This is a genomic window from Pseudomonas sp. m6p, from assembly GCF_055760375.1.
This window is the reverse complement of sequence record NZ_CM147084.1, coordinates 4,475,112-4,496,251: the sequence shown is the minus strand read 5'-3', so window position 1 is coordinate 4,496,251 and position 21,140 is coordinate 4,475,112. Positions and strand designations below refer to the sequence as shown.

The 21,140-nt window shown below is 57.8% G+C and carries 16 protein-coding genes; 11 read left to right on the top strand and 5 right to left on the bottom strand.

The window, feature by feature from the left end:
- Positions 1-11: 11 nt before the first annotated feature.
- From ACYZUM_RS20345 to ACYZUM_RS20325, 5 genes are all read left to right on the top strand, one after another.
- Entirely contained in the window at positions 12-653 is a 642-nt protein-coding gene (locus tag ACYZUM_RS20345; RefSeq protein ID WP_007964436.1) for a tetratricopeptide repeat protein, read from the top strand.
- The gene (gene bamB, locus ACYZUM_RS20340) at positions 646-1,797 is read left to right on the top strand and encodes an outer membrane protein assembly factor BamB (protein ID WP_247842103.1); all 1,152 of its coding nucleotides are present in this window, start codon (positions 646-648) and stop codon (positions 1,795-1,797) included. The genes ACYZUM_RS20345 and bamB overlap by 8 nt, the downstream gene beginning before the upstream one ends.
- A 135-nt stretch (positions 1,798-1,932) precedes the next feature.
- Positions 1,933-3,405 (top strand): ribosome biogenesis GTPase Der, encoded by a 1,473-nt coding sequence (gene der, locus ACYZUM_RS20335; RefSeq protein WP_041071834.1) that lies wholly within the window; start codon positions 1,933-1,935, stop codon positions 3,403-3,405.
- A gap of 248 nt (positions 3,406-3,653) precedes the next feature.
- The gene (locus tag ACYZUM_RS20330; RefSeq protein WP_473061135.1) at positions 3,654-4,802 is read left to right on the top strand and encodes a pyridoxal phosphate-dependent aminotransferase; all 1,149 of its coding nucleotides are present in this window, start codon (positions 3,654-3,656) and stop codon (positions 4,800-4,802) included.
- The gene (locus ACYZUM_RS20325) at positions 4,790-5,581 is read left to right on the top strand and encodes an amidohydrolase (RefSeq protein WP_041071873.1); all 792 of its coding nucleotides are present in this window, start codon (positions 4,790-4,792) and stop codon (positions 5,579-5,581) included. The genes ACYZUM_RS20330 and ACYZUM_RS20325 overlap by 13 nt, the downstream gene beginning before the upstream one ends.
- 144 nt (positions 5,582-5,725) lie before the next feature.
- Here the strand turns inward: ACYZUM_RS20325 and leuA are convergent, their stop codons facing one another.
- The 4 genes from leuA to ACYZUM_RS20305 all read right to left on the bottom strand — a co-directional run bounded on the left by leuA (position 5,726) and on the right by ACYZUM_RS20305 (position 11,110).
- Positions 5,726-7,405 (bottom strand): 2-isopropylmalate synthase, encoded by a 1,680-nt coding sequence (leuA, locus tag ACYZUM_RS20320; protein ID WP_027612129.1) that lies wholly within the window; start codon positions 7,403-7,405, stop codon positions 5,726-5,728.
- Between the two features lie 478 nt (positions 7,406-7,883).
- On the bottom strand, positions 7,884-8,708 hold the full coding sequence (locus ACYZUM_RS20315) for a peptidoglycan DD-metalloendopeptidase family protein (RefSeq protein WP_007964447.1): 825 nt from the start codon (positions 8,706-8,708) through the stop codon (positions 7,884-7,886).
- Positions 8,709-8,711: 3 nt separating this feature from the next.
- A complete protein-coding gene (xseA, locus tag ACYZUM_RS20310) occupies positions 8,712-10,091 on the bottom strand; it encodes an exodeoxyribonuclease VII large subunit (protein ID WP_108183714.1) in 1,380 nt (459 codons plus the stop codon).
- Between the two features lie 131 nt (positions 10,092-10,222).
- Positions 10,223-11,110: a LysR family transcriptional regulator gene (locus tag ACYZUM_RS20305; RefSeq protein ID WP_041071844.1), complete on the bottom strand. Its 888-nt coding sequence runs from the start codon at positions 11,108-11,110 to the stop codon at positions 10,223-10,225.
- A 100-nt stretch (positions 11,111-11,210) separates the two neighbouring features.
- On the opposite strand from ACYZUM_RS20305, the gene ACYZUM_RS20300 reads away from it, so the two are divergent.
- The 6 genes from ACYZUM_RS20300 to ACYZUM_RS20275 all read left to right on the top strand — a co-directional run bounded on the left by ACYZUM_RS20300 (position 11,211) and on the right by ACYZUM_RS20275 (position 19,996).
- Positions 11,211-11,984 carry a sulfite exporter TauE/SafE family protein gene (locus ACYZUM_RS20300; protein ID WP_473061134.1) on the top strand — a complete coding sequence of 258 codons (774 nt, stop codon included), beginning with the start codon at positions 11,211-11,213 and terminating at the stop codon, positions 11,982-11,984.
- Positions 11,985-12,128: 144 nt separating this feature from the next.
- Positions 12,129-12,677 (top strand): hypothetical protein, encoded by a 549-nt coding sequence (locus tag ACYZUM_RS20295; RefSeq protein WP_041071848.1) that lies wholly within the window; start codon positions 12,129-12,131, stop codon positions 12,675-12,677.
- 195 nt (positions 12,678-12,872) lie between these two features.
- Positions 12,873-14,342: an IMP dehydrogenase gene (gene guaB, locus ACYZUM_RS20290; RefSeq protein WP_041071849.1), complete on the top strand. Its 1,470-nt coding sequence runs from the start codon at positions 12,873-12,875 to the stop codon at positions 14,340-14,342.
- Between the two features lie 100 nt (positions 14,343-14,442).
- Complete coding sequence (guaA, locus tag ACYZUM_RS20285; protein WP_041071851.1) at positions 14,443-16,020, top strand: glutamine-hydrolyzing GMP synthase; 1,578 nt, start codon at positions 14,443-14,445, stop codon at positions 16,018-16,020.
- 307 nt (positions 16,021-16,327) lie between these two features.
- Positions 16,328-17,539, top strand: a complete 1,212-nt coding sequence (locus ACYZUM_RS20280) for a tyrosine-type recombinase/integrase (RefSeq protein WP_169922031.1) — start codon at positions 16,328-16,330, stop codon at positions 17,537-17,539.
- 318 nt (positions 17,540-17,857) lie between these two features.
- On the top strand, positions 17,858-19,996 hold the full coding sequence (locus ACYZUM_RS20275; protein WP_473061133.1) for a hypothetical protein: 2,139 nt from the start codon (positions 17,858-17,860) through the stop codon (positions 19,994-19,996).
- 121 nt (positions 19,997-20,117) lie between these two features.
- On the opposite strand, the gene ACYZUM_RS20270 is transcribed toward ACYZUM_RS20275, so the two are convergent.
- Entirely contained in the window at positions 20,118-21,068 is a 951-nt protein-coding gene (locus ACYZUM_RS20270) for a LuxR family transcriptional regulator (RefSeq protein ID WP_169922029.1), read from the bottom strand.
- Positions 21,069-21,140: the final 72 nt, after the last annotated feature.

The window sequence follows — 21,140 nt, the reverse complement described above, 5'->3', positions numbered from 1 at the left end:
GGAGTATTGGGGTGTCGAGTACCGAAGACGAACAGTTGGCGGATTTGAAGGACTGGTGGACACGCAACGGCAAACCTCTGGTCACTGGCGGCCTGTTGGCGCTGGTCATCGTGTTCGGCTGGCAGGCTTTTCACAAGTATCAGAGCAACCAGTCGCAAGGCGCCTCGGTGCTCTATCAGCAACTGCTGGAAACCACGCTGACCCCGGACGGCAAGCCTGACGCTGCCCGCGTTGCGGATCTGGCCGGCAAGCTCAACAGCGAATTCGGCGGCACCGCGTACGCGCAGTACGGCAGCCTGTTCGTGGCCAAAGTAGCGGTCGACAGCGGCAAGCTGGACGACGCTGCGACTGAACTCAAAGCCATCGTTGCCAAACCGGCCAACCCGGCGCTGGGCGAAATCGCCCGTCAGCGTCTGGCGCAGGTGCTGGGTGCGCAGAACAAGGCCGATGAAGCCCTGAAGCTGCTCGACGGCGATGCCGACAAGGCGTTCCTGGCCACTCGCGAAGAACTCAAGGGTGATCTGCTGGTTCAGCTGGGTCGTACCGACGAGGCGAACACCGCGTATCAAAAAGCCAAGGCGGCACTGTCGGATGAAGCGGCAGTCGGTGGCCTTCAAATCAAGCTTGACGACCTGGCCAAAGGGGATGCGTGACGTGATCCGTTGGAAGCATGCAGCATTGCTGGCTCTGGCCATTCTGGCCGCGGGTTGCAGCAGCAACAGCAAAAAAGAACTGCCACCGGCCGAGCTGACCGACTTCAAAGAAGAAGTGGTGCTGCAAAAGCAGTGGAGCCGTTCGATCGGTGACGGTCAGGGTGAAACCTACAACATGCTGGTGCCGGCGATCGATGGTGACACCATCTACGCGGCAGATGTGACCGGCGTGTTGATGGCCATGGATCGCAGCAATGGCGACGTGAAGTGGAAAAAGGATCTTGAACTGCCTGTCTCCGGCGCCGTTGGCGTGGGTTACGGTCTGGTCACGATCGGTACCCTCAAGGGTGAAATCGTTGCCCTCGACGCCATCAACGGCGAAGAGAAGTGGCGCGCCCGGGTTTCCAGCGAAGTCCTCGCGCCGCCGGCCAACAACGGTGACGTTGTCGTGGTGCAGACTCAGGACGATCGTCTGATCGGCCTGGACGCTGCAACTGGCAACCGTCGCTGGACTTACGACAGTACCCCTGCGGTCCTGACCCTGCGCGGCACCAGCGCACCCGTCGTGACCAACCGCCTCGCGGTGGCTGGCCTGTCGACTGGTAAAGTGGTTGCCCTGGACATTTCCAACGGCGTGCCGGTCTGGGAGCAGCGCGTTGCGATTCCAACCGGTCGTTCCGAACTGGAGCGCGTGGTCGACATCGACGGCGGTCTGCTGCTGTCCGGTGAAACCCTTTACGTTGCCAGCTATCAGGGCCGCGTCGCGGCACTCGATCTGCAAAGCGGCCGTCAACTCTGGCAGCGCGATGCATCGAGCTATGCCGGTGTTGCCCAGGGTTTCGGCAACGTTTACGTGAGCCTTTCTTCGGGCACCGTTGAAGGCGTTGACGAGCGTTCGACCACTGCGCTGTGGAGCAACGACTCGCTGGCTCGCCGCCAGCTGTCGGCGCCGGAAGTGTTCTCCAGTTACGTAGCCGTCGGTGACCTGGAAGGTTACCTGCACCTGTTGAGCCAGGTGGACGGTCGTTTTGTGGGTCGTGAGCGCATCGACAGTGACGGCCTGCGTGCCCGTCCGCTGGTGGTGGGCAACACGATCTATGTGTATGGCAACAGCGGCAAACTGGAAGCCCTGACCATCAAGTAACAACTATGCTTGGGGTTAACCCCCAAGCGGCCCCGGATTTCCGGGGCTTGCAGCGCTAACCGGCGTTGCCCCGAGCACCAGCCGCTGCCTCGCAGCGGCTTTTGTATTTTCTGAAATAACGAAGTGGAGAGCCGCATGGTTCCCGTAATCGCCCTGGTGGGCCGACCGAACGTCGGCAAATCCACCTTGTTCAACCGCCTGACCAGGACTCGCGACGCCATCGTCGGCGACTTGTCCGGTCTGACCCGTGATCGCCAGTACGGTGAGGCCAAGTGGCAAGGGCGTTCCTACATTCTGATCGACACCGGCGGTATCTCCGGTGACGAACACGGTATGGACGAAAAAATGGCCGAGCAGTCGCTGCTGGCCATTGAAGAAGCGGATGTTGTGCTGTTCCTGGTAGATGCCAAGGCCGGTTTTACCGCCGCCGACCAGATGATCGCCGAACACTTGCGCAAGCGTAACAAGCGTTCCCACGTGGTCGCCAACAAGGTCGACAACATCGACCCGGAAATGGCCCGCGCTGAATTCGCCCCGCTGGGCATGGGCCACGCGATCCCGATCGCCGGTGCTCACGGCCGTGGTATCACTCAACTGCTGGAAGCGGCACTGAGCGATTTCCCGCGTGACGAAGACGAGCCGCAGGAAGGCGAAGAAGAAGAGATCGTCGCCGAAGGTGAGGAAGCCAAGCGCATTCCTGGCCCGAGCGAAAAAGACGGGATCAAGATCGCCATCATTGGCCGTCCGAACGTTGGCAAGTCGACTCTGGTCAACCGCATGCTCGGTGAAGATCGGGTCATCGTCTATGACCAGCCCGGCACCACCCGCGACAGTATCTACATCCCGTTCGAGCGTAACGACGAGAAGTACACGCTGATCGACACCGCCGGTGTGCGCAAGCGCGGCAAGATCCACGAAGAAGTCGAAAAGTTCTCCGTGGTCAAAACCCTGCAGGCGATCAAAGACGCCAACGTGGTGATCTTCGTGATGGACGCCCGCGAAGGTGTGGTCGATCACGACCTCAACCTGCTGGGCTTTGCCCTCGAAGCCGGCCGTGCGCTGGTGATCGCGATCAACAAATGGGACGGCATGACCCCGAGCGAGCGCGACTTCGTCAAGGTCGAGCTGCAACGTCGTCTGTTCTTCGTCGACTTTGCCGACATCCACTTCATCTCGGCATTGCACGGTACAGGCGTGGGCAACCTCTACGCCTCGGTGCAGAACTCGTTCAAGTCTGCGGTTACCCGCTGGCCGACCAGCCGCCTCACGCAGATTCTCGAAGACGCGGTCAGCGAGCACCAGCCGCCGATGGTCAACAGCCGCCGGATCAAGCTGCGTTACGCTCACCTGGGTGGTGCGAACCCGCCGATCATCGTGATCCACGGTAACCAGATCGAGAAAGTGCCGAAGTCGTATGTGCGCTATCTGGAGAACACTTACCGCCGAGTGCTGAAGCTGGTCGGTACGCCGATCCGCATCGAGTTCAAGGGCGGCGAGAACCCGTACGAAGGCAACAAGAACACGCTGACCGACCGCCAGGTCAACAAGAAGCGTCGCTTGATGTCGCACAACAAGAAAGCCAGCAAGAAACGTCGCGACAAGAAGTGATCCAGTAGATTGTTCCCACAATTGTGTGGGAATGCTCAACCGCTTCTGTAGGAGCTGGCGAAGCCTGCGATCTTTTGACTTTGCTTTGAAGGCAAGATCAAAAGATCGCAGCCTGCGGCAGCTCCTACAGGGTTCGGCGATAAGAAGGGTGCTCAGTTGAGCGCCCTTTTTTTATGGGCGCCGGATGGGCTATTCTCGGGCTCTCCCGCGCCGCCGTCAGAGCCGGGTGTAGAGCAGGGAACCCCTCGATGATCACCAGTAAGTTGCCGAACGTCGGCATCACTATTTTCACGCAGATGTCTCAGCTCGCGGCGCAGACCGGAGCGATCAACTTGTCCCAGGGTTTTCCTGACTTCGACGGCCCGCAATCCCTGCGTGACGCGGTCGGTCGACATATCGCCAGCGGCCACAACCAGTATTCACCGATGACCGGCCTGCCGGCGCTGCGCGAGCAGATCGCGGCGAAGATCGCGCGCAGCTATGGCGTGAAAGTCGATGCCGACAGCGAAGTGACCGTCACGCCGGGTGCGACCCAAGCGATATTCTGTGCGATTCAGGCGGTTATCCACAGCGGCGACGAAGTCATCGTGTTCGACCCGTGCTACGACAGCTATGAACCGGCGACGCAGTTGGCGGGGGGGCGCTGCGTGCATGTGCAACTGAACCCGGATGATTTCTCCATCGATTTCGACAAGCTCGCCGCGGCCCTCAGCCCGCGCACGAAAATGATCGTCATCAATACCCCGCATAACCCGAGCGGAGCGCTGATCAGCCGTGCCGAACTGGATCAACTGGCAGAGTTGATCCGTGGGCGCGACATCTACCTGATCAGCGATGAAGTCTACGAACACCTGGTGTTTGACGGCGTGCCGCATGTCAGCGTGTTGGCCCACGAAGAGCTGTATCAGCGTGCGTTTGTGGTCAGTTCGTTCGGCAAGACCTACCACGTCACCGGCTGGAAAACCGGCTACGTGGTTGCGCCCCCGGCGCTGACCGCCGAGCTGCGCAAGGTGCACCAGTACGTCAGTTTCTGCGGCGTGACGCCGCTGCAATACGCCCTGGCCGATTACATGGCCGAGCACCCGGAACACGTCGAAGAGCTGCCGGGTTTCTATCAGGCCAAACGCGACCTGTTCTGCGATTTGCTGGCGCCGTCGCGCTTTACCTTCACCCGCGTCACCGGCACGTATTTCCAGTTGGTCGACTACTCGCAGATCCGCCCTGATTTGAACGATGTCGACATGGCGATCTGGATGACCCGCGAACACGGCGTGGCGAGCATTCCGGTGTCGGTGTTCTATCAGAATCCACCGCAAGGCCAGCGCCTGGTGCGCCTGTGCTTCGCCAAACGCGAGGAGACGCTGCGCGAAGCGGCGGCAAAACTATGCGTGATCTGAGTGCATTGCCCGATCTCAATCTGGCGCTGATCCAGACCAGCCTCGCCTGGCATGACCGTCAGGCCAACCTTGAGCACTTCGACGTGCTGCTGGAGCAGGCCCGAGGCGCCGACCTGATCATCCTGCCGGAGATGTTCACCACCGGTTTCTCCATGGAATCGGAGACCCTCGCCGAAGCCGAGCATGGCCCGACCCGCAAATGGATGAAGGCGCAGGCCGCGAAGCTCAATGCAGTGATCACTGGCAGCGTGATCATTCAGGCGGCGGATGGCAGCCATCGCAATCGCCTGCTGTGGGCGCGCCCGGACGGAGAAGTCTGGCATTACGACAAGCGCCACCTGTTCCGTATGGCGGGTGAGCACAATCACTACACGCCCGGCGAGCGTCAGGTGCAGTTCGAACTCAAGGGTTGGCGGATTCGGCCGCTGATTTGCTACGACCTGCGTTTCCCGGTGTGGAGTCGCGATGCGCAGGACACCGATCTGCTGCTGTACACCGCCAATTGGCCGGGCGCACGGCGTCTGCACTGGAACCGCTTGCTGCCGGCGCGGGCGATCGAAAACCTGTGTTACGTGGCGGCGGTGAACCGGATCGGCACCGACGGCAAGGGCTTCGCCTATACCGGCGACAGTCAGGTGCTGGATTTCCAGGGCGAGACCTTGCTGGCGGCGGGGGAGGCCGACGGCGTGTTCAAAGCAGTGCTGGAAGCGGCACCACTGGCGGCGTATCGCGAGCGCTTTCCGGCGAATCTGGATGCGGATACCTTCGAGTTCACCTGAAAAGCCAAAGATCGCAGCCTGCGGCAGCTCCTACAGGATGTACGCTGTCCCGATGTAGGAGCTGCCGAAGGCTGCGATCTTTTGATCCTCAACAAAAAGGCCCCGGCGTTTGCACTCCGGGGCCTTTTGCATTTCAGCGAAGGCTTAGGCCGCTTTCGCTTCCGGCTGGCTCAACGAGCGGTTCAGGGCACTGAACAGCGCCTTGAAGCTGGCGGTGGTGATGTTTTCATCAATGCCCACACCGTGCACCGCACGTTCACCGTTCACGCGCAGCTCGATGTAAGCCGCTGCCTTGGCGTTGGTGCCAGCGCCGATCGCGTGTTCGTTGTAGTCCATGATCTCCACCGGGATCGGCAGGCCGGCCACCAGGGCTTCCAGCGCACCGTTGCCCTTGCCGCGCCAATGCAGGTTGGTTTCGCCCTGACCCTTGCTCGCCACTTCCACTTCAACGGCACTGTTGCCGTTTTCTTCCTGCAGGCGATGGCTGACCAGCGCGTACGGGGTATTGGCTTGCAGGTATTCGCTGATCAACAGCGAGTGGATCTGCTTGGCGGTCATCTCCAGGCCGAGGCGGTCGGTTTCACGCTGCACCACCTGGCTGAACTCGATCTGCATGCGACGCGGCAGGCTGATGCCGTATTCCTGCTCCAGCAAGTAGGCGATACCGCCCTTGCCCGACTGGCTGTTGACGCGGATCACCGCCTCGTAGCTGCGACCGATGTCGGCCGGGTCGATCGGCAGGTACGGCACTTCCCACAGGGTGTCCGGTTTCTGCTGGGCGAAGCCCTTGCGGATCGCGTCCTGGTGCGAGCCGGAGAAGGCGGTGTGAACCAGGTCGCCGACGTACGGGTGACGCGGGTGCACCTGAATCTGGTTGCACTCTTCGACGACTTTGCGCACGCCGTCGATATCGGAGAAGTCCAGCTCAGGGTCGACGCCCTGGGTGTACATGTTCAGTGCGACAGTAACGAGGTCGACGTTACCGGTACGCTCGCCGTTGCCGAACAGGCAGCCTTCGACACGATCCGCGCCGGCCATCAGACCCAGCTCGGTGGCGGCGACGCCGGTGCCACGGTCGTTGTGGGTGTGCAGGCTGATGATCACGCTGTCACGACGGTTGATGTTGCGGCCGAACCATTCGATCTGGTCGGCATAGACGTTCGGCGTCGCGCATTCAACGGTGGCTGGCAGGTTGAGGATCATCTTGTGCTCAGGCGTCGGGTTCCAGACCTCGATCACCGCGTCACAGACTTCCTTGGCAAACTCCAGCTCGGTGGCGCTGAAGGTTTCCGGCGAGTATTCGAACGTCCACTCGGTGTCCGGCTGCATCGCCGCGTATTTGACGAACAGCTTGGCGGCGTTCACTGCGATGGCCTTGATGCCGTCCTTGTCCTGGTTGAAGACGATGCGACGGAAAGACGGCGAGGTGGCGTTGTACAGGTGAACGATGGCTTTCTTCGCCCCGCGCAGGGATTCGAAGGTGCGCTCGATCAAGTCTTCACGGCCCTGGGTCAGCACCTGAATGGTGGTGTCGTCCGGGATGTGGCCTTCTTCGATCAAGGTACGCACGAAGTCGAAGTCGGTCTGCGAAGCGGCCGGGAACGAGGCTTCGATTTCCTTCACGCCGACTTGCACGAGGGTTTTCCAGAAGCGCAGCTTTTTCACCGCGTCCATTGGCTCGATCAGCGACTGGTTGCCGTCACGCAGGTCGGAGCTGCACCAGATCGGCGCGGCGTCGATGGTTTTCGACGGCCAGGTGCGATCCGGCAAGTTGATGACGGGAAACGCGCGGTATTTCGAAGACGGGTCTTTGAGCATGCTCATCGGGAAATTCCTTATTGTCTGGGCCGAAAAGAGGCGGCCTGCCGGTGGAACGAATGTTCGGGAAAACGCTTGGGACGAGGCGCAGCGATTCAGCCCGGCAGTCGTGCGCTGACGAGGCACAGACTGCGGTGCTGGCGAAGCTGAATAAGGGTGTGAGAGGTTTTCATGCCTTCAACCCTAACCGCGAGGGGAGAGGATGGCAAGCAGTCGAAAAAAATTGAGAGGAATACTCGAAATACTGGATTTTGCAGAATTTTATTGCGTGTAATTCGGTGGTTCTTGTTGATGTTTGCGTAAGGTCAGATTGGGGCGCAATTGATGTTGGGCGGGTGTCAGTAGTATTTTCGGATTGGATAGACCGCATTCGCGGGCAAGCCCGCTCCCACAGTTTCCGTGTCGTACACGAATATTATGTACACCCGAGAAACCTGTGGGAGCGGGCTTGCCCGCGAAGAGGCCATTGGCCTCAATACATAATTCAGGGCTGGAATGCACCAATGAAAATCGCCGGATCCACCCGCGCATCGTTCAGGCTGATGTTCCAGTGCATGTGCGGCCCGGTCGCCCGCCCGGTCGAGCCGACCTTGCCAACCACTGCACCACGGGCCAGTTGATCGCCGACCTTCACATCGATTTTCGACATGTGGCAGAACATGCTGATAAAGCCCTGCCCGTGATCGACAAACACCGTGTTGCCGTTGAAGAAGTAGTTGCCGGTGAGGATCACTTTACCCGCCGCCGGGGTCTTGATCGGCGTGCCTGCCGGCACCGCGAAGTCGAGGCCTGCATGCGGGTTGCGTTCTTCGCCATTGAAGAAGCGGCGCACGCCGAACTTGCTCGACAGCGGCCCGTTGACCGGTTTGTCCAGCAACAGGTTGCTCGGGGTGTTCGGGCTGAAACTGCGGTAAGCCTTGATCTGCTCGGCCAGTTCACCCTCGATGCGCTTGAGGTTGGCCGGATTCGGATTGACCTGCTGAGTGTTCTTCAGGGTGATGTGCTGTTCCGGGTATTTCTTGTTGCCGACGGTGAACGGCAGATTGCGCCCGCCACTGCTGATCTGCTGGCTGCCGGGTTTGACCGTCAGCGGCACGCCGACAATCGCCAGCCAGTTGTTCTGTTCTTTCACCACCAGCACCGGTTTGCCTTGATAGGTGGCTTTCGGTGCCTGCGCGGCGCTGCCCAGATCAACCACCGCCACGCCGCCCGGCACCGGTTTGTTCAGCAGGCGGGTGATGTAGCTGTCAGCGTGGGCGTTGAAGGTGGTCAGGCACAGCAGCAATAACGGAGCGAAAAAGCGCGGCATGGATCAGTCCAGTAAAGAGAGGGTGACAGGCGTCAGGTGATTGTCCTCGACGCGCACTTGCAGTTCGCCTTCGCCCAGTCTGGCTTTCAGACGCTGGCCGGTGTGGGTTTGCGCGGCGTTGCGAATCGCGTGGCCGCGTTCATCCAGCAGAATGCTGTAGCCACGGCCCAGAGTCGCCAGCGGACTGACCACGTGCAGCGTCTGCATCTGACTGTGCAGTTGCAGGCGACGGCTTTTCAGGCCTTCGCGCATGGCTCGCGGCAGGCGTTCGGCGAGGCTGTCGAGGCGCTGGCGCAGCATCGCCAGTTGGCGTCCCGGGTGTTGCCCGGCGAGGCGGGTTTCCAGACGGATCAGGCGTTCGCGGCGGGTATTGAGCTGGCGCTCGAAGGCGCGGCGCATGCGCATGTCCAGGTCATCCAGACGTTGCGCTTGCTGACGCAGACGTTCGCCGGGATGACGCAAGCGACGGGCCATGCCTTCAAGGCGCAGGCGATCGCGCATCAAGCGGTCGCGCATGCGCATCACCAGACGCCGGTGCAGGCTTTCCACCTGACGGATCAGGTGACTCGAATCCGGTGCCAGCAATTCGGCGGCGGCGGAGGGCGTTGGGGCGCGCACGTCAGCCACGAAGTCACTGATCGACACGTCGGTTTCATGCCCGACGGCGCTGACAATCGGCGTCACGCAGGCATCGACCGCGCGGGCCACGGCTTCTTCGTTGAAGCACCAGAGGTCTTCCAGCGAACCGCCGCCACGGGCGAGGATCAGCGCGTCGAAACCACGGGCATCGGCCATTTTCAGCGCGCGGACGATTTGCGCGGTGGCTTCGCGGCCCTGCACGGCGGTCGGGATCAGCGTCAGTTGCACCTGCGGCGCCCGGCGGCGGAATACGCTGATGATGTCGCGAATCACCGCGCCGGTCGGCGAACTGATGATGCCGATGCGTTGCGGATGTGCCGGCAGCGGCACTTTGCGTTCAGCACTGAACAGGCCTTCGGCGCTGAGTTTTTCCTTCAGCGCATCGAAGGCCAGGCGTAGCGCGCCGTCACCGGCCGGCTCCACGGTGTCGAGAATCAGCTGATAGTCGCCACGGCCTTCGAACAGCGAGACCTTGCCGCGCACCTTCACGGCCAAACCGTCCTTCAGCGCCTGACGCACCCGCGCCGCGTTATTGCGAAACAGCGCGCAACGCACCTGCGCACCGCTGTCCTTGAGGGTGAAGTACACGTGGCCGGACGCCGGGCGGGCGAGGTTGGAGATTTCGCCTTCGACCCAGATGTTGCTGAACACGTCTTCGAGCAACACCCGCGCGCGGCCGTTGAGCTGGCTGACGGTCAGGACTTCTCGGTCAAGGCCGAGCCTTGCAAAGGGATCTTTAATCATGGGCCGCAGTTTAAAGCTAATTTCCGACGCAATACACGAATCCCTGTAGGAGCTGCCGAAGGCTGCGATCTTTTGATCTTTTTTTGGAGGGCAAGATCGAAAGATCGCAGCCTCGTTTCACTCGTCAGCTCCTACAGGGGATTTGTGAAGGTCTGGATGAAGTGTTGGACCAGCGGCGCAGGGTTCTGGCGATAGGCGAGGGCGACGGTGCTTTGGCAATCGGGATCGCTCAGCGGCAGAAATCGTACGCCGACTGGAGCAATGTCCTGCATCGATTCGGGCAGCAGGGCGATGCCGAATCCGGCCTGAATCAACTGCAACTGCGTCGTCTTGCGTGACATCACCCGCGCCGCTTTGGGAAAAAAGCCCTGACGCATGCACAGGTCGGCACATAGATAACTGAGTCCGCCACGTTGCGGATGCGGGATCGAGATAAACGGCTCGTCTTTGAGTTGCGCCAGTTCGACAGCGGGTGAGTCAGCCAATCGATGTTCATTCGGTACCGCCAATAGCAGGCGTTCGGTGAATAAAGGCTCCATGTGAATGCCCTCACGCTGACGCAACACCGGCAAGCGCAACAAACCAATGTCCAGACGTCCTTCGGCAAGTTCCTCAAGCTGCGCCTCGGAGGACAGTTTGCCGATGTCCAGCGACACGCCGTTCTGCTGATCGAGATAAGTGCTGATCCGACGTAATAAATGTCCGCTGATCGACACGGTGCTGGAATGACTCAGGCGCACAGAGCCCACTTGCCCGTTGCCGACTTCGGTCGCCATTGCGCTGGCTTTGCTCAGCTCATTGAGCAGATTTCTCGCCCGTGGCAGAAACGCCTCGCCCGCCGCGGTGAGTCTTGGCTGACGCGCGGTGCGTTCGAACAGCGGCGTTTGCAGGCGGCTTTCCATGTCCTTGATTTGCCGGCTCAGCGCCGATTGCGCAACGAACAAGCGTTCAGCCGCTGCACTGAAGCTGCCACAGTCGGCGATTTCCACGAAGTAGCGCAGTTGACGGGTTGAAAGCACCAGGTATGCCTTTTCGAGATGGGTGAGCGACTTTGATCATATTAGTCGCAAGGCTTGGCGCTGGCTAAAGTCATCTCAGGCTTATAAAGGAAGTGGATCAATGAGTGTGGTTGGGTTGTTGAGCGAATGGACATGGGGCGCAGGCGGCTGGGTGGTGATCGGTTTGGGGATCGCGCTGGCCTATATCGTGTTCGGGATTGCCGGGTTCGGTACCGCACTGGTCGCGGGGCCGATTCTGATTCTGTTCATGCCGTTATCGAAAATCGTGCCGCTGCTGGTGCTGCTGGATTTTGTCGCGGCGTTCGGCAATCTGCTGCCCTCGCGCCGGGATGTGGCGAAACCCGAGTTGTTGCGGCTGCTGCCGTGCATGGCGGTGGGGTGCACGTTGGGGGTGATTTTCCTGCTCAACCTCAAATCCGACCTGTTGCTGCTGTTGATGGGGCTGTTCATCAGCACTTATGCGGTTTACAGCCTGTGGGTGAAAACCCGGCCGACGCAGTTGTCCGCCGCATGGGCACTGCCGATGGGCACGGTCGGCGGATTGTTTGGGGCGCTGTTTGGCAGTGGTGGCTTTTTATATGCGATCTATCTCAACAGTCGCCTGCCGAAAGACGCGGCGCGGGCCACGCAAAGTGCGCTGATCAGTTGCAGCACCGTGGTGCGTTTGAGCCTGTTTGCCCTCGCCGGGGTGTATGCCGAGCTACCCTTGTTGATGCTGGCGGTTTGTCTGTTGCCGGCCATGGCGCTGGGCCTGTGGATCGGGCGGCGGTTGACGATGCGCTTGTCGCGCGAGGCGTTTGTGCGGTTAGTGACGTGGCTGGTGCTGGCGAGCGGGATTGCGTTGATCGGGCGCTACATTATTAGTATGGCGTGAGTACTTGACCGGATTTCTTCAGGGATTAAGCTGCCGGCCTTTAGGGCCCCTTCGCGGGCAAGCCCGCTCCCACATTGGAATGCATATCCCTGTGGGAGCGGGCTTGCCCGCGAAGGCGTCAGAAGCCATACCGCAGGACTTTCCATGAATTCGCAAAGCATCATCGTCCCGAAAATCTCCACCCTGCCGGTTCACGAACCCCGGGCCCGGGCGATTCTGCGCTGGCTGGTACGCAAGAATATTGTCAAGGAAGAGCTGAGCACCTGCGGTCGCACCGGCAATCGCATGGCGTACGCGATTGCCGACGGCGCACGTGCGGTGGTGCTGCACCCCGAGGCATTGCCTTTTGGCGAGCCGATCAATGGTCTGGAGATCATCGTCAAACGCTGCATCTACACGCCGGCCAAAGGCTTTCTCGAGGAGGCCGGGTGCGCCGAATGCCGCCGCGAAGTCGGCGAAGCGCTGTTCGAAAGCCTCGAAGACTGGTTTCCAGGCCGCACCGACAACTTCACCTGCCCGGAGTGCGGGCATGAAGACGACATCAACGGCTTTCTGTACTTGCAGGAATGCGCGTTTTCCAACCTGGGATTTATCTTCAACAACTGGTTGGAAGCGGGGTTCAAGCAGAGCTTTATCGATGAGTTCGCCGATTGGCTCGATCAACCTGTCAGTTGGGTAAAAGTCGAACTTTGAACGTGTAGGAGCTGCCGCAGGCTGCGATCTTTTGACGTTGTTTTTTATAGCCAAGATCAAAAGATCGCAGCCTGCGGCAGCTCCTACAGAAAACAGCAGGCCCCGTACATCAATTAAGCTGAGTTTTACATTGAACAGCAGGGGGTGTCTGACTATAATGGCGCGCTTCCATTTTCCCGCTCGGGAGCCCCCGCGATGCTGCGTATCAGCCAAGAAGCTCTGACATTCGACGACATTCTCCTAGTGCCCGGTTATTCCGAGGTGCTTCCTAACGAAGTCAGTCTCAAGACCCGCCTTACCCGTGGCATCGAGCTGAATATTCCTCTGGTTTCTGCCGCCATGGACACCGTCACTGAAGCCCGTCTGGCAATCGCCATGGCTCAGGAAGGTGGTATCGGTATCATCCACAAGAACATGACCATCGAGCAGCAAGCTGCCGAAGTGCGCAAGGTCAAGAAGTTCGAAGCCGGCGTCGTGAAAGATCCGATCACCATCGAGGCTGATGCCACGGTGCGTGACCTGTTCGAACTGACCCGCCTGCACAACATTTCCGGCGTTCCGGTGCTGCACGATGGCGACCTGGTCGGCATCGTCACCTCCCGTGACGTCCGCTTCGAAACCCGTCTGGAAGCCACCGTACGTGAAGTGATGACGCCTAAAGAGCGTCTGGTCACCGTGCGTGAAGGCGCCGACAAGAACGAAGTCCGCGAGTTGCTGCACAAGCACCGCCTGGAAAAAGTCCTGATCGTCGACGACAAGTTTGCCCTCAAAGGCATGATGACCGTCAAAGACATCGAAAAAGCCAAGGCTTACCCGCTGGCCAGCAAGGACGATCAAGGTCGTCTGCGCGTGGGCGCTGCCGTCGGTACCGGTAAAGATACCGGTGACCGCGTTGCTGCGCTGGTCAACGCCGGTGTGGACGTGGTGGTGGTCGACACCGCGCACGGTCACTCCAAGGGCGTGATCGACCGCGTTCGCTGGGTCAAAGAGAATTTCCCTGAAGTGCAGGTGATCGGCGGCAACATCGCCACCGGCGCAGCCGCCAAGGCCCTGGCCGAAGCGGGCGCCGATGCGGTCAAGGTCGGTATCGGCCCTGGCTCGATCTGCACCACCCGTATCGTCGCCGGTGTCGGCGTACCGCAAATCAGTGCCATCGCCAACGTCGCCGCTGCCCTTGAAGGCACAGGCGTGCCGTTGATCGCCGACGGCGGCATCCGCTTCTCTGGTGACCTGTCCAAGGCCATCGTCGCTGGTGCTTCCTGCGTGATGATGGGTTCGATGTTCGCCGGTACTGAAGAAGCCCCGGGCGAGATCGAACTGTTCCAGGGCCGTTCGTACAAGGCTTATCGCGGCATGGGTTCGCTGGGCGCCATGTCCCAGGCGCAAGGTTCTTCCGACCGTTACTTCCAGGACTCCTCGGCAGGCGCCGAGAAACTGGTTCCGGAAGGGATCGAAGGCCGCGTGCCGTACAAAGGCACCCTGACGGCGATCATCCACCAGTTGATGGGCGGTCTGCGTTCCTCGATGGGTTACACCGGCAGCGCCAACATCGAAGAAATGCGCACCAAGCCTGAGTTTGTGCGGATCACCGGTGCCGGTATGGCCGAATCCCACGTTCACGACGTGCAGATCACCAAAGAAGCGCCAAACTACCGCGTAGGTTGAGGCTTCAAGCAAATCATCAAGCAACCGGGGCTGTTTTATTCAGCCCCGAGTTGTTTCTGAATCACGACTGTTTCTGAATTACTTAAGACGAGACTGAATCATGGCCCTCGACATTCACGCTCACCGCATCCTGATCCTCGACTTCGGTTCGCAATACACCCAGCTGATCGCCCGCCGCGTGCGCGAGATCGGCGTGTACTGCGAGCTGCACCCGTTCGACATGGACGAAGATGCGATCCGCGAATTCGCGCCTAAAGGCGTCATCCTCGCCGGCGGCCCCGAGTCCGTACACGAAGCCAACAGCCCGCGCTGCCCGCAGGCAGTATTTGACCTGGGCGTGCCGGTCTTCGGTATCTGCTACGGCATGCAGACCATGGCCGAGCAACTGGGCGGCAAGGTTGAAGGTTCCGAACTGCGTGAGTTCGGTTACGCCCGCGTTGACGTGGTCGGCAAGAGCCGCCTGCTCGACGGCATCGAAGACCACATCGACGCCGACGGCCTGTTCGGCCTCGACGTATGGATGAGCCACGGTGACAAGGTCACCAAGATGCCGGAAGACTTCCACATCCTGGCCAGCACCCCGAGCTGCCCGATCGCTGGCATGTTCAACGACGAGCGCGCTTACTACGGCGTGCAGTTCCACCCGGAAGTGACCCACACCAAGCAGGGCGGCCGCATCCTGTCGCGCTTCGTACTGGACATCTGCGGCTGTGAAGCCCTGTGGACGCCGTCGAAGATCGCTGAAGACGCCATCGCCAACATCCGCGCGCAAGTCGGCACCGACAACGTGCTGCTGGGTCTGTCCGGCGGCGTTGACTCCTCGGTGGTTGCGGCGCTGCTGCACAAAGCCATCGGCGATCAACTGACCTGCGTCTTCGTCGACAACGGCCTGCTGCGTCTGCACGAAGGCGAGCAAGTGATGGCCATGTTCGCCGAGAACATGGGCGTCAAGGTGATCCGCGCCAACGCCGAAGAGCAGTTCCTCAACAATCTGGCCGGCGAAGCCGATCCAGAGAAGAAGCGCAAGATCATCGGCCGTACCTTCATCGACGTGTTCGATGCCGAATCCTGCAAGCTGGACAACATCAAGTACCTGGCGCAGGGCACCATCTACCCGGACGTGATCGAGTCGGCTGGCGCGAAAAGCGGCAAGGCGCACGTGATCAAGTCGCACCACAACGTGGGCGGCCTGCCGGAAGAGATGAACCTGAAACTGGTCGAGCCCCTGCGCGAACTGTTCAAGGACGAAGTCCGTCGTCTGGGTCTGGAACTGGGCCTGCCGTACGACATGGTCTACCGTCACCCGTTCCCGGGCCCGGGCCTGGGCGTACGCATCCTCGGAGAAGTGAAGAAGGAATACGCCGATCTGCTGCGTCGTGCCGACCACATCTTCATCGAAGAACTGCGCAAGGCCGACTGGTACCACAAGGTCAGCCAGGCTTTCGTGGTGTTCCAGCCAGTGAAATCGGTTGGCGTGGTCGGCGATGGCCGTCGTTACGCCTGGGTCGTGGCCCTGCGTGCCGTGGAAACCATCGACTTCATGACCGCACGTTGGGCGCACCTGCCTTACGAACTGCTGGAAACCGTCTCCGGCCGCATCATCAATGAAATCGAAGGCATTTCGCGCGTTACCTACGACGTGTCGAGCAAGCCGCCGGCGACGATTGAGTGGGAATGATCCCACGTCAGGCATTGTCCTGCACGATCTAGCAAAAAATGCCCTAGAGCCCGCGTAATTGCGGGCTTTTGAGTTTTTGGGTCTGGCAAATACAGGTAGCGTTTTGCATCGCCAAGCACGGTGTTTATGTGGCATGGTACGGGGTACTGACTGTATCCAATGCCATGCATGACGCTCAATACCATGCCCTTTGCCTCAGGGTTGGCATGGTATCGAGCTAGCCTAAAGGCCCGGTTTTACTGGGGATGGCCCCAATTTTTCCGCGCTTTTCAGGGCATGGTATTTTTTCGTAGAAATAGTGGACGCCATGCTCACCGATACCAAGCTTCGAAATCTCAAGCCCCAGGACAAGCTTTACAAGGTTATTGACCGTGACGGCTTGTACGTAGCCGTCACTAAAGCTGGCTCGATCTCCTTTCGCTACAACTACTCCATCAATGGCCGGCAGGAGACCATCACCTTCGGTCGTTATGGCTCAGGCGGGATCACTCTGGCAGAGGCTCGCGAACGGCTAGGGGAGGCGAAGAAGATGGTCGCCGCTGGCAAGTCTCCAGCTAAGGAAAAAGCACGTGCGAAGGCCCGCACGAAGGGCGCTGAGACTTTTGATGCTTGGGCTGAAAAATGGCTACGCGGCTACCAGATGGCGGACTCGACACGAGACATGCGCCGATCAGTCTATGAGCGCGAGTTGAAGCTGAAGTTTGGCAATCAGAAGCTGGTAGAAATAAACCATGAGGACCTGCGAGCGTTGACTGACGCGATAGTAGAGCGGGGTGCGCCTGCAACCGCCGTCCACTCGCGTGAGATCGTGCTGCAGGTTTTCCGTTGGGCCATTGAGCGTGGTCAGAAGGTTGAAAACCCAGCGGATCTAGTAAGGTCTGCCAGCATTGCTAAATTCGAGCCACGCGACCGAGCATTGACGCCTGATGAAATTGCGCTGATGTACCAGTACATGGACCGGATCGGGACAGCGACATCGGTTCGTGCCGCAGCTAAACTCCTGCTGCTCACGATGGTGCGTAAAAGCGAATTAACCAACGCGACATGGAGCGAGATCAACTTCAGTGAGGCGCTGTGGACAATCCCCAAAGAGCGGATGAAGCGCCGAAACCCTCATTTGGTGTTTCTGTCCCGGCAGGCATTAGATTTCTTCATTGCGTTGAAGACCTTGGCCGGAGGTTCTGAGTACATCCTGCCGTCACGCTACGACTCCGATTTGCCAATGAGTGCCGCCACGATCAACCAGGTACTGACACTCACCTATCGCCTTGCCCAAAAGGAAGGGGTGCCACTAGGCAAGTTCGGTCCCCACGACCTGCGACGCACGGCCAGCACGCTGTTGCACGAGGCGGGCTACAATTCCGATTGGATCGAGAAGTGTCTTGCGCACGAGCAGAAAGGCGTGCGCGCCGTTTACAACAAGGCCGAATACCGGGATCAGCGTCGTGCGATGTTGCAGGATTGGGCCGATATGATTGATGAGTGGACGCTCAAGAAACCTCGGAAAATAAATGGGTAGCTCATGGCTGTCACTCGTTTTAGCTAATCGCTTGATGGGGAACTGCCCAGCATTAGACATGGTTTTCGTCGGTGCTGGACAACCGCTTACATCGCCATGAGCAGTCGCACGCATGGTTAAGGGGCGAAAGCAGCCATCCATATCCGGCAGCCAACGGCCAGAAGCAGGCATGCCGTTGAGCTCATCGGAGGCTCGTATGAGGCGCGGTGCTAGCCGGTATGACTCTTCAAAAAATGCCATATTGCAAAGAAATTGATATAAATATGCGGCAGCCTTGAAGGTTAGCCTGATACTTAAAAATTTATTGTAGGGATAACCATGACACTTGACATCCGGGGAAGCATAAAAAATACCAAGCTTAGCACCAATCCGTATGTCGTGTTTGAAGAGCTCATCTCTAACGCAATAGACTCTTATCTAATCCGTAAATCTATGGATCCACACGCTCCCGATATGCAGGTTGAGCTTGAGGTGAAATTCGTCCCCGCCGGGCTGGATGAGAACCAGGAAGATATGAGTGTCTCCTGCCAAGATAATGGCTGCGGCTTGGGAGACGAACAGCTTAAGGCCTTTCTAACTAAGGACACATCCTATAAAGATGACCTGTCAATTTCAGGGATTGGTCAGTGTAAGGGTGCGGGTCGGATCCAGTTTTTTCATCATTTCTCAGAGCTTTTACTTGAGAGCGACTACCCGGATGGGAACGCGTTCACCGAGAGAAAACTTCACTACCTGGAACCTCAAAAGCAGATTGATGCCGATAACTTCAGTTCGGCTCCAAGTACCAAGGCTCGGGCCGGGACGCGTATCACTCTGAAGAAACTCAAGCCGTTTGTGCATGCCAAGATCATGCGTGGTGATGAATTAAGCTCTCTCTTCTCAGCGTCAGCTTTGAAGAAAAATTTCCTTGTAACATTCCTTCAACGGTTAATCAGCCTTGACAGCAGTTTAGGTGATTTTGAAATTAAGTTCAGCAGCCAGCATTGGAAGGAAGAAGCTCAAAACTCTACTCTGAAGCGGTCCGATCTACCGAGCGTCACAATTGTAGAAACAGTAACAGCCAAAGAGTACGATCCAGAAACTGGCGAGTGCGTGGCTGATCCTCAAAATTTTAAAATTTCTCACTATAAACTCGACGCAAGGCAATACGATCTTCCTAAAAACTCTATCGCACTATGTGCCAAGTCCTCCCCAGTCAAAGATATTACGTCAAGATACCTGCGCACTAAAAGCGAGCAAAACAACCCAGTTGGCGATTACCATCACATCATCCTCATCGAAAGCGAATATCTTGACCTGCGCGTCAATGAGCAGCGGGATGATTTTGAGTATATCGCCTCCGAGTATACGCCAGGCGGTATGTTTTCACCTGAAGGGATTTCATACGCCGCCATTTACGAAGCGATAGATCCTGTCATTCAAAGAATGGCAACCCCTGCAGATTGGAAAAAAGAGTCGGTAATTAAACTGACTTCAAATCAGTTTGGGATTAGCGAAGACATGCTGAGAGATACATCAACACGCATCGTCTATGGAGATACACCTCTGGCTGTTGCCGAGCGAGTCTTAAAGAAATACCAAGAGCGAGTCATTAATGAAACCGCCGAGATCATGACTCTTAAGGACGAAATTACTCAGTCAGCGCCTGACTCCGAAGGCTTTAGGGAGAAGATTAATGAGCTTTCGTGGAAATATACTGCCTCATTAAAAAATATCGATATGGCGAATTTATCCCAAGTCATCGTTCGACGTGCCGCTATCGTCCAGACACTCGAGCTGGCATGCAAGAAAGGGTTGGCGATGCAAAATATTGATAGTGATGCACGTCGCAAGGACGAGCGAATAATTCATAGTATCTTCTTCCCAATGCGGAAAGACAGCTCAGAGGTCTCCGACCACGACATCTGGCTTTTGAACGAAGAGTATCATTATTACGACTATATCGCTTCAGATCTTCCGCTCTCGAAGCTAACTTGGGATGATGGAAGCAAAATATTTTCAGCAGATGTTGACAAGGGAATTCAGGAGATACTTGAGAGACGTTCAGGCGAAAACAGTGGAAAGCGGCCTGACATTGCAATATTCAGCAAGGAAGGGTCGGCTATCATAGTGGAGTTTAAAGCACCTGGCGTCAAGATGGATGAGCATATCGGTGATCTTCAAGAGTATGCTTACCTCCTCAATGCAAAGTCAGGCGGAAAGCTGAAGAAGTTTTATGGATACCTCATAGGTGATAGTGTAAATCCGCTTCGAGTAATTGGTAGCTGGACTAAATTCCCAATGGGTAACGGATGGTTTCAATCGAGCTCTCTTAATGACCCCGAAAGTGGGGTAAAGTTGGGTGAGACCTACTTTGAGATATTGCATTTCAGCGACGTAATTGAGCGAGCTAAGAAAAGAATTGGTGTCTACCAAAGCAAGCTCAACCTCAAGTTAGATTTTCAAGAAGATGAGTAAAAATCTGCGGCAAGGTAGTTTGGGAAAGTTATGCAAAGGATTTATTAGGCCGAGCGCAGGTGACGGCTCGCCTCGAATGCAAGTGTATGCTTAAGTGCGTGACATTACTGAGCTGGTGCGCTCACTCTGGCGAAAATAGAAAAAAATCAGGAACTGAACGAAGAGCTTTCGATACTGCTTGACGCTCGATCTCCAGTCGGCGAGCGATATCTGACTGATTGAAGCCGAGTTTTTTCAGTACAAGGATTTGCTTTCTCCTGTCTGTCAGCTTCATGTCTACCATTAGCCGAGCGAGGTTTCTTAACTCTGCTTCGTCCGCAAGGTGCAGCGTTTGGCTAAGCATGTATCGAAAGATATACGCGTCGACGAGTTCGTCACCTGATTTCGCCTGCGGTTCAGCACGCATAGCGCATTGTCTACTCAGTCTCGCTAGTTCGAGGTCGAACTGCACCACGGATCTTTTTGCTTGTCTGTAAGCCGGGTTCCAGCTTCCATCATGAGTCTTCGGACGATGGGTTGTGCAGTAAAGGTTGCTAAGGCGAAGCTTGTCATTGCTATCGCGCTGGTGGCCTTCATCGGTGACGGACGTTAGTTCTGCTGTTGCGCCACAAAATCTACAAAATCCCTTCAAACGCTGACCATTCAAACCGCGCACATCTTTGCTTGCAGGTTTTTTACGGTCACATGCCATCACCAGTTCTATCAGTGTCTCGAGCGTCGCAATAAAGCAGCGATCATTCTCGGACTGTTGGTCATGGGTCATAACAAAGGTTCGTAGCAGTTGGCGCTGTAGACGGGCCATGGCGGGAAGTCCCACCAGCGTCATGATTCCGCTGAACGACACACCTGTCCCGGCTCCCGGTATGTGTCCTAAGTAACGCGCAGGAAGTCCTTCGGCGTAAACCGCTACAGCCTGGTCGATTTGCTCTTCGATCAGTCGGGCTATTGGAAAGCGCTTCGATGCTGTTGAGTAGGGGCTCCAATGATCGCTGAACCGTTCTATTGCCTCTGAAACGGTTGTGTCACAACCCTCCCAAATAGCTATTTCCGTCTTTTTTTTCATGTCAACCATTATAGCCAATCATTCTGTCGAAGCAATAGGCACCTAAAGGCACGATCAGGCACACATTCTTTGTGACTGGTA

Excerpts from the sequence above, each read along its gene's own strand:
- bamB (WP_247842103.1), top strand. The coding sequence starts at position 646 with ATGCGTGACGTGATCCGTTGGAAGCATGCAGCATTGCTGGCTCTGGCC.
- der (WP_041071834.1), top strand. The coding sequence starts at position 1,933 with ATGGTTCCCGTAATCGCCCTGGTGGGCCGACCGAACGTCGGCAAATCC.
- ACYZUM_RS20330 (WP_473061135.1), top strand. The coding sequence starts at position 3,654 with ATGATCACCAGTAAGTTGCCGAACGTCGGCATCACTATTTTCACGCAG.
- ACYZUM_RS20325 (WP_041071873.1), top strand. The coding sequence starts at position 4,790 with ATGCGTGATCTGAGTGCATTGCCCGATCTCAATCTGGCGCTGATCCAG.
- leuA (WP_027612129.1), bottom strand. The coding sequence starts at position 7,405 with ATGAGCATGCTCAAAGACCCGTCTTCGAAATACCGCGCGTTTCCCGTC.
- ACYZUM_RS20315 (WP_007964447.1), bottom strand. The coding sequence starts at position 8,708 with ATGCCGCGCTTTTTCGCTCCGTTATTGCTGCTGTGCCTGACCACCTTC.
- xseA (WP_108183714.1), bottom strand. The coding sequence starts at position 10,091 with ATGATTAAAGATCCCTTTGCAAGGCTCGGCCTTGACCGAGAAGTCCTG.
- ACYZUM_RS20300 (WP_473061134.1), top strand. The coding sequence starts at position 11,211 with ATGAGTGTGGTTGGGTTGTTGAGCGAATGGACATGGGGCGCAGGCGGC.
- ACYZUM_RS20295 (WP_041071848.1), top strand. The coding sequence starts at position 12,129 with ATGAATTCGCAAAGCATCATCGTCCCGAAAATCTCCACCCTGCCGGTT.
- guaB (WP_041071849.1), top strand. The coding sequence starts at position 12,873 with ATGCTGCGTATCAGCCAAGAAGCTCTGACATTCGACGACATTCTCCTA.
- guaA (WP_041071851.1), top strand. The coding sequence starts at position 14,443 with ATGGCCCTCGACATTCACGCTCACCGCATCCTGATCCTCGACTTCGGT.
- ACYZUM_RS20280 (WP_169922031.1), top strand. The coding sequence starts at position 16,328 with ATGCTCACCGATACCAAGCTTCGAAATCTCAAGCCCCAGGACAAGCTT.
- ACYZUM_RS20275 (WP_473061133.1), top strand. The coding sequence starts at position 17,858 with ATGACACTTGACATCCGGGGAAGCATAAAAAATACCAAGCTTAGCACC.
- ACYZUM_RS20270 (WP_169922029.1), bottom strand. The coding sequence starts at position 21,068 with ATGGTTGACATGAAAAAAAAGACGGAAATAGCTATTTGGGAGGGTTGT.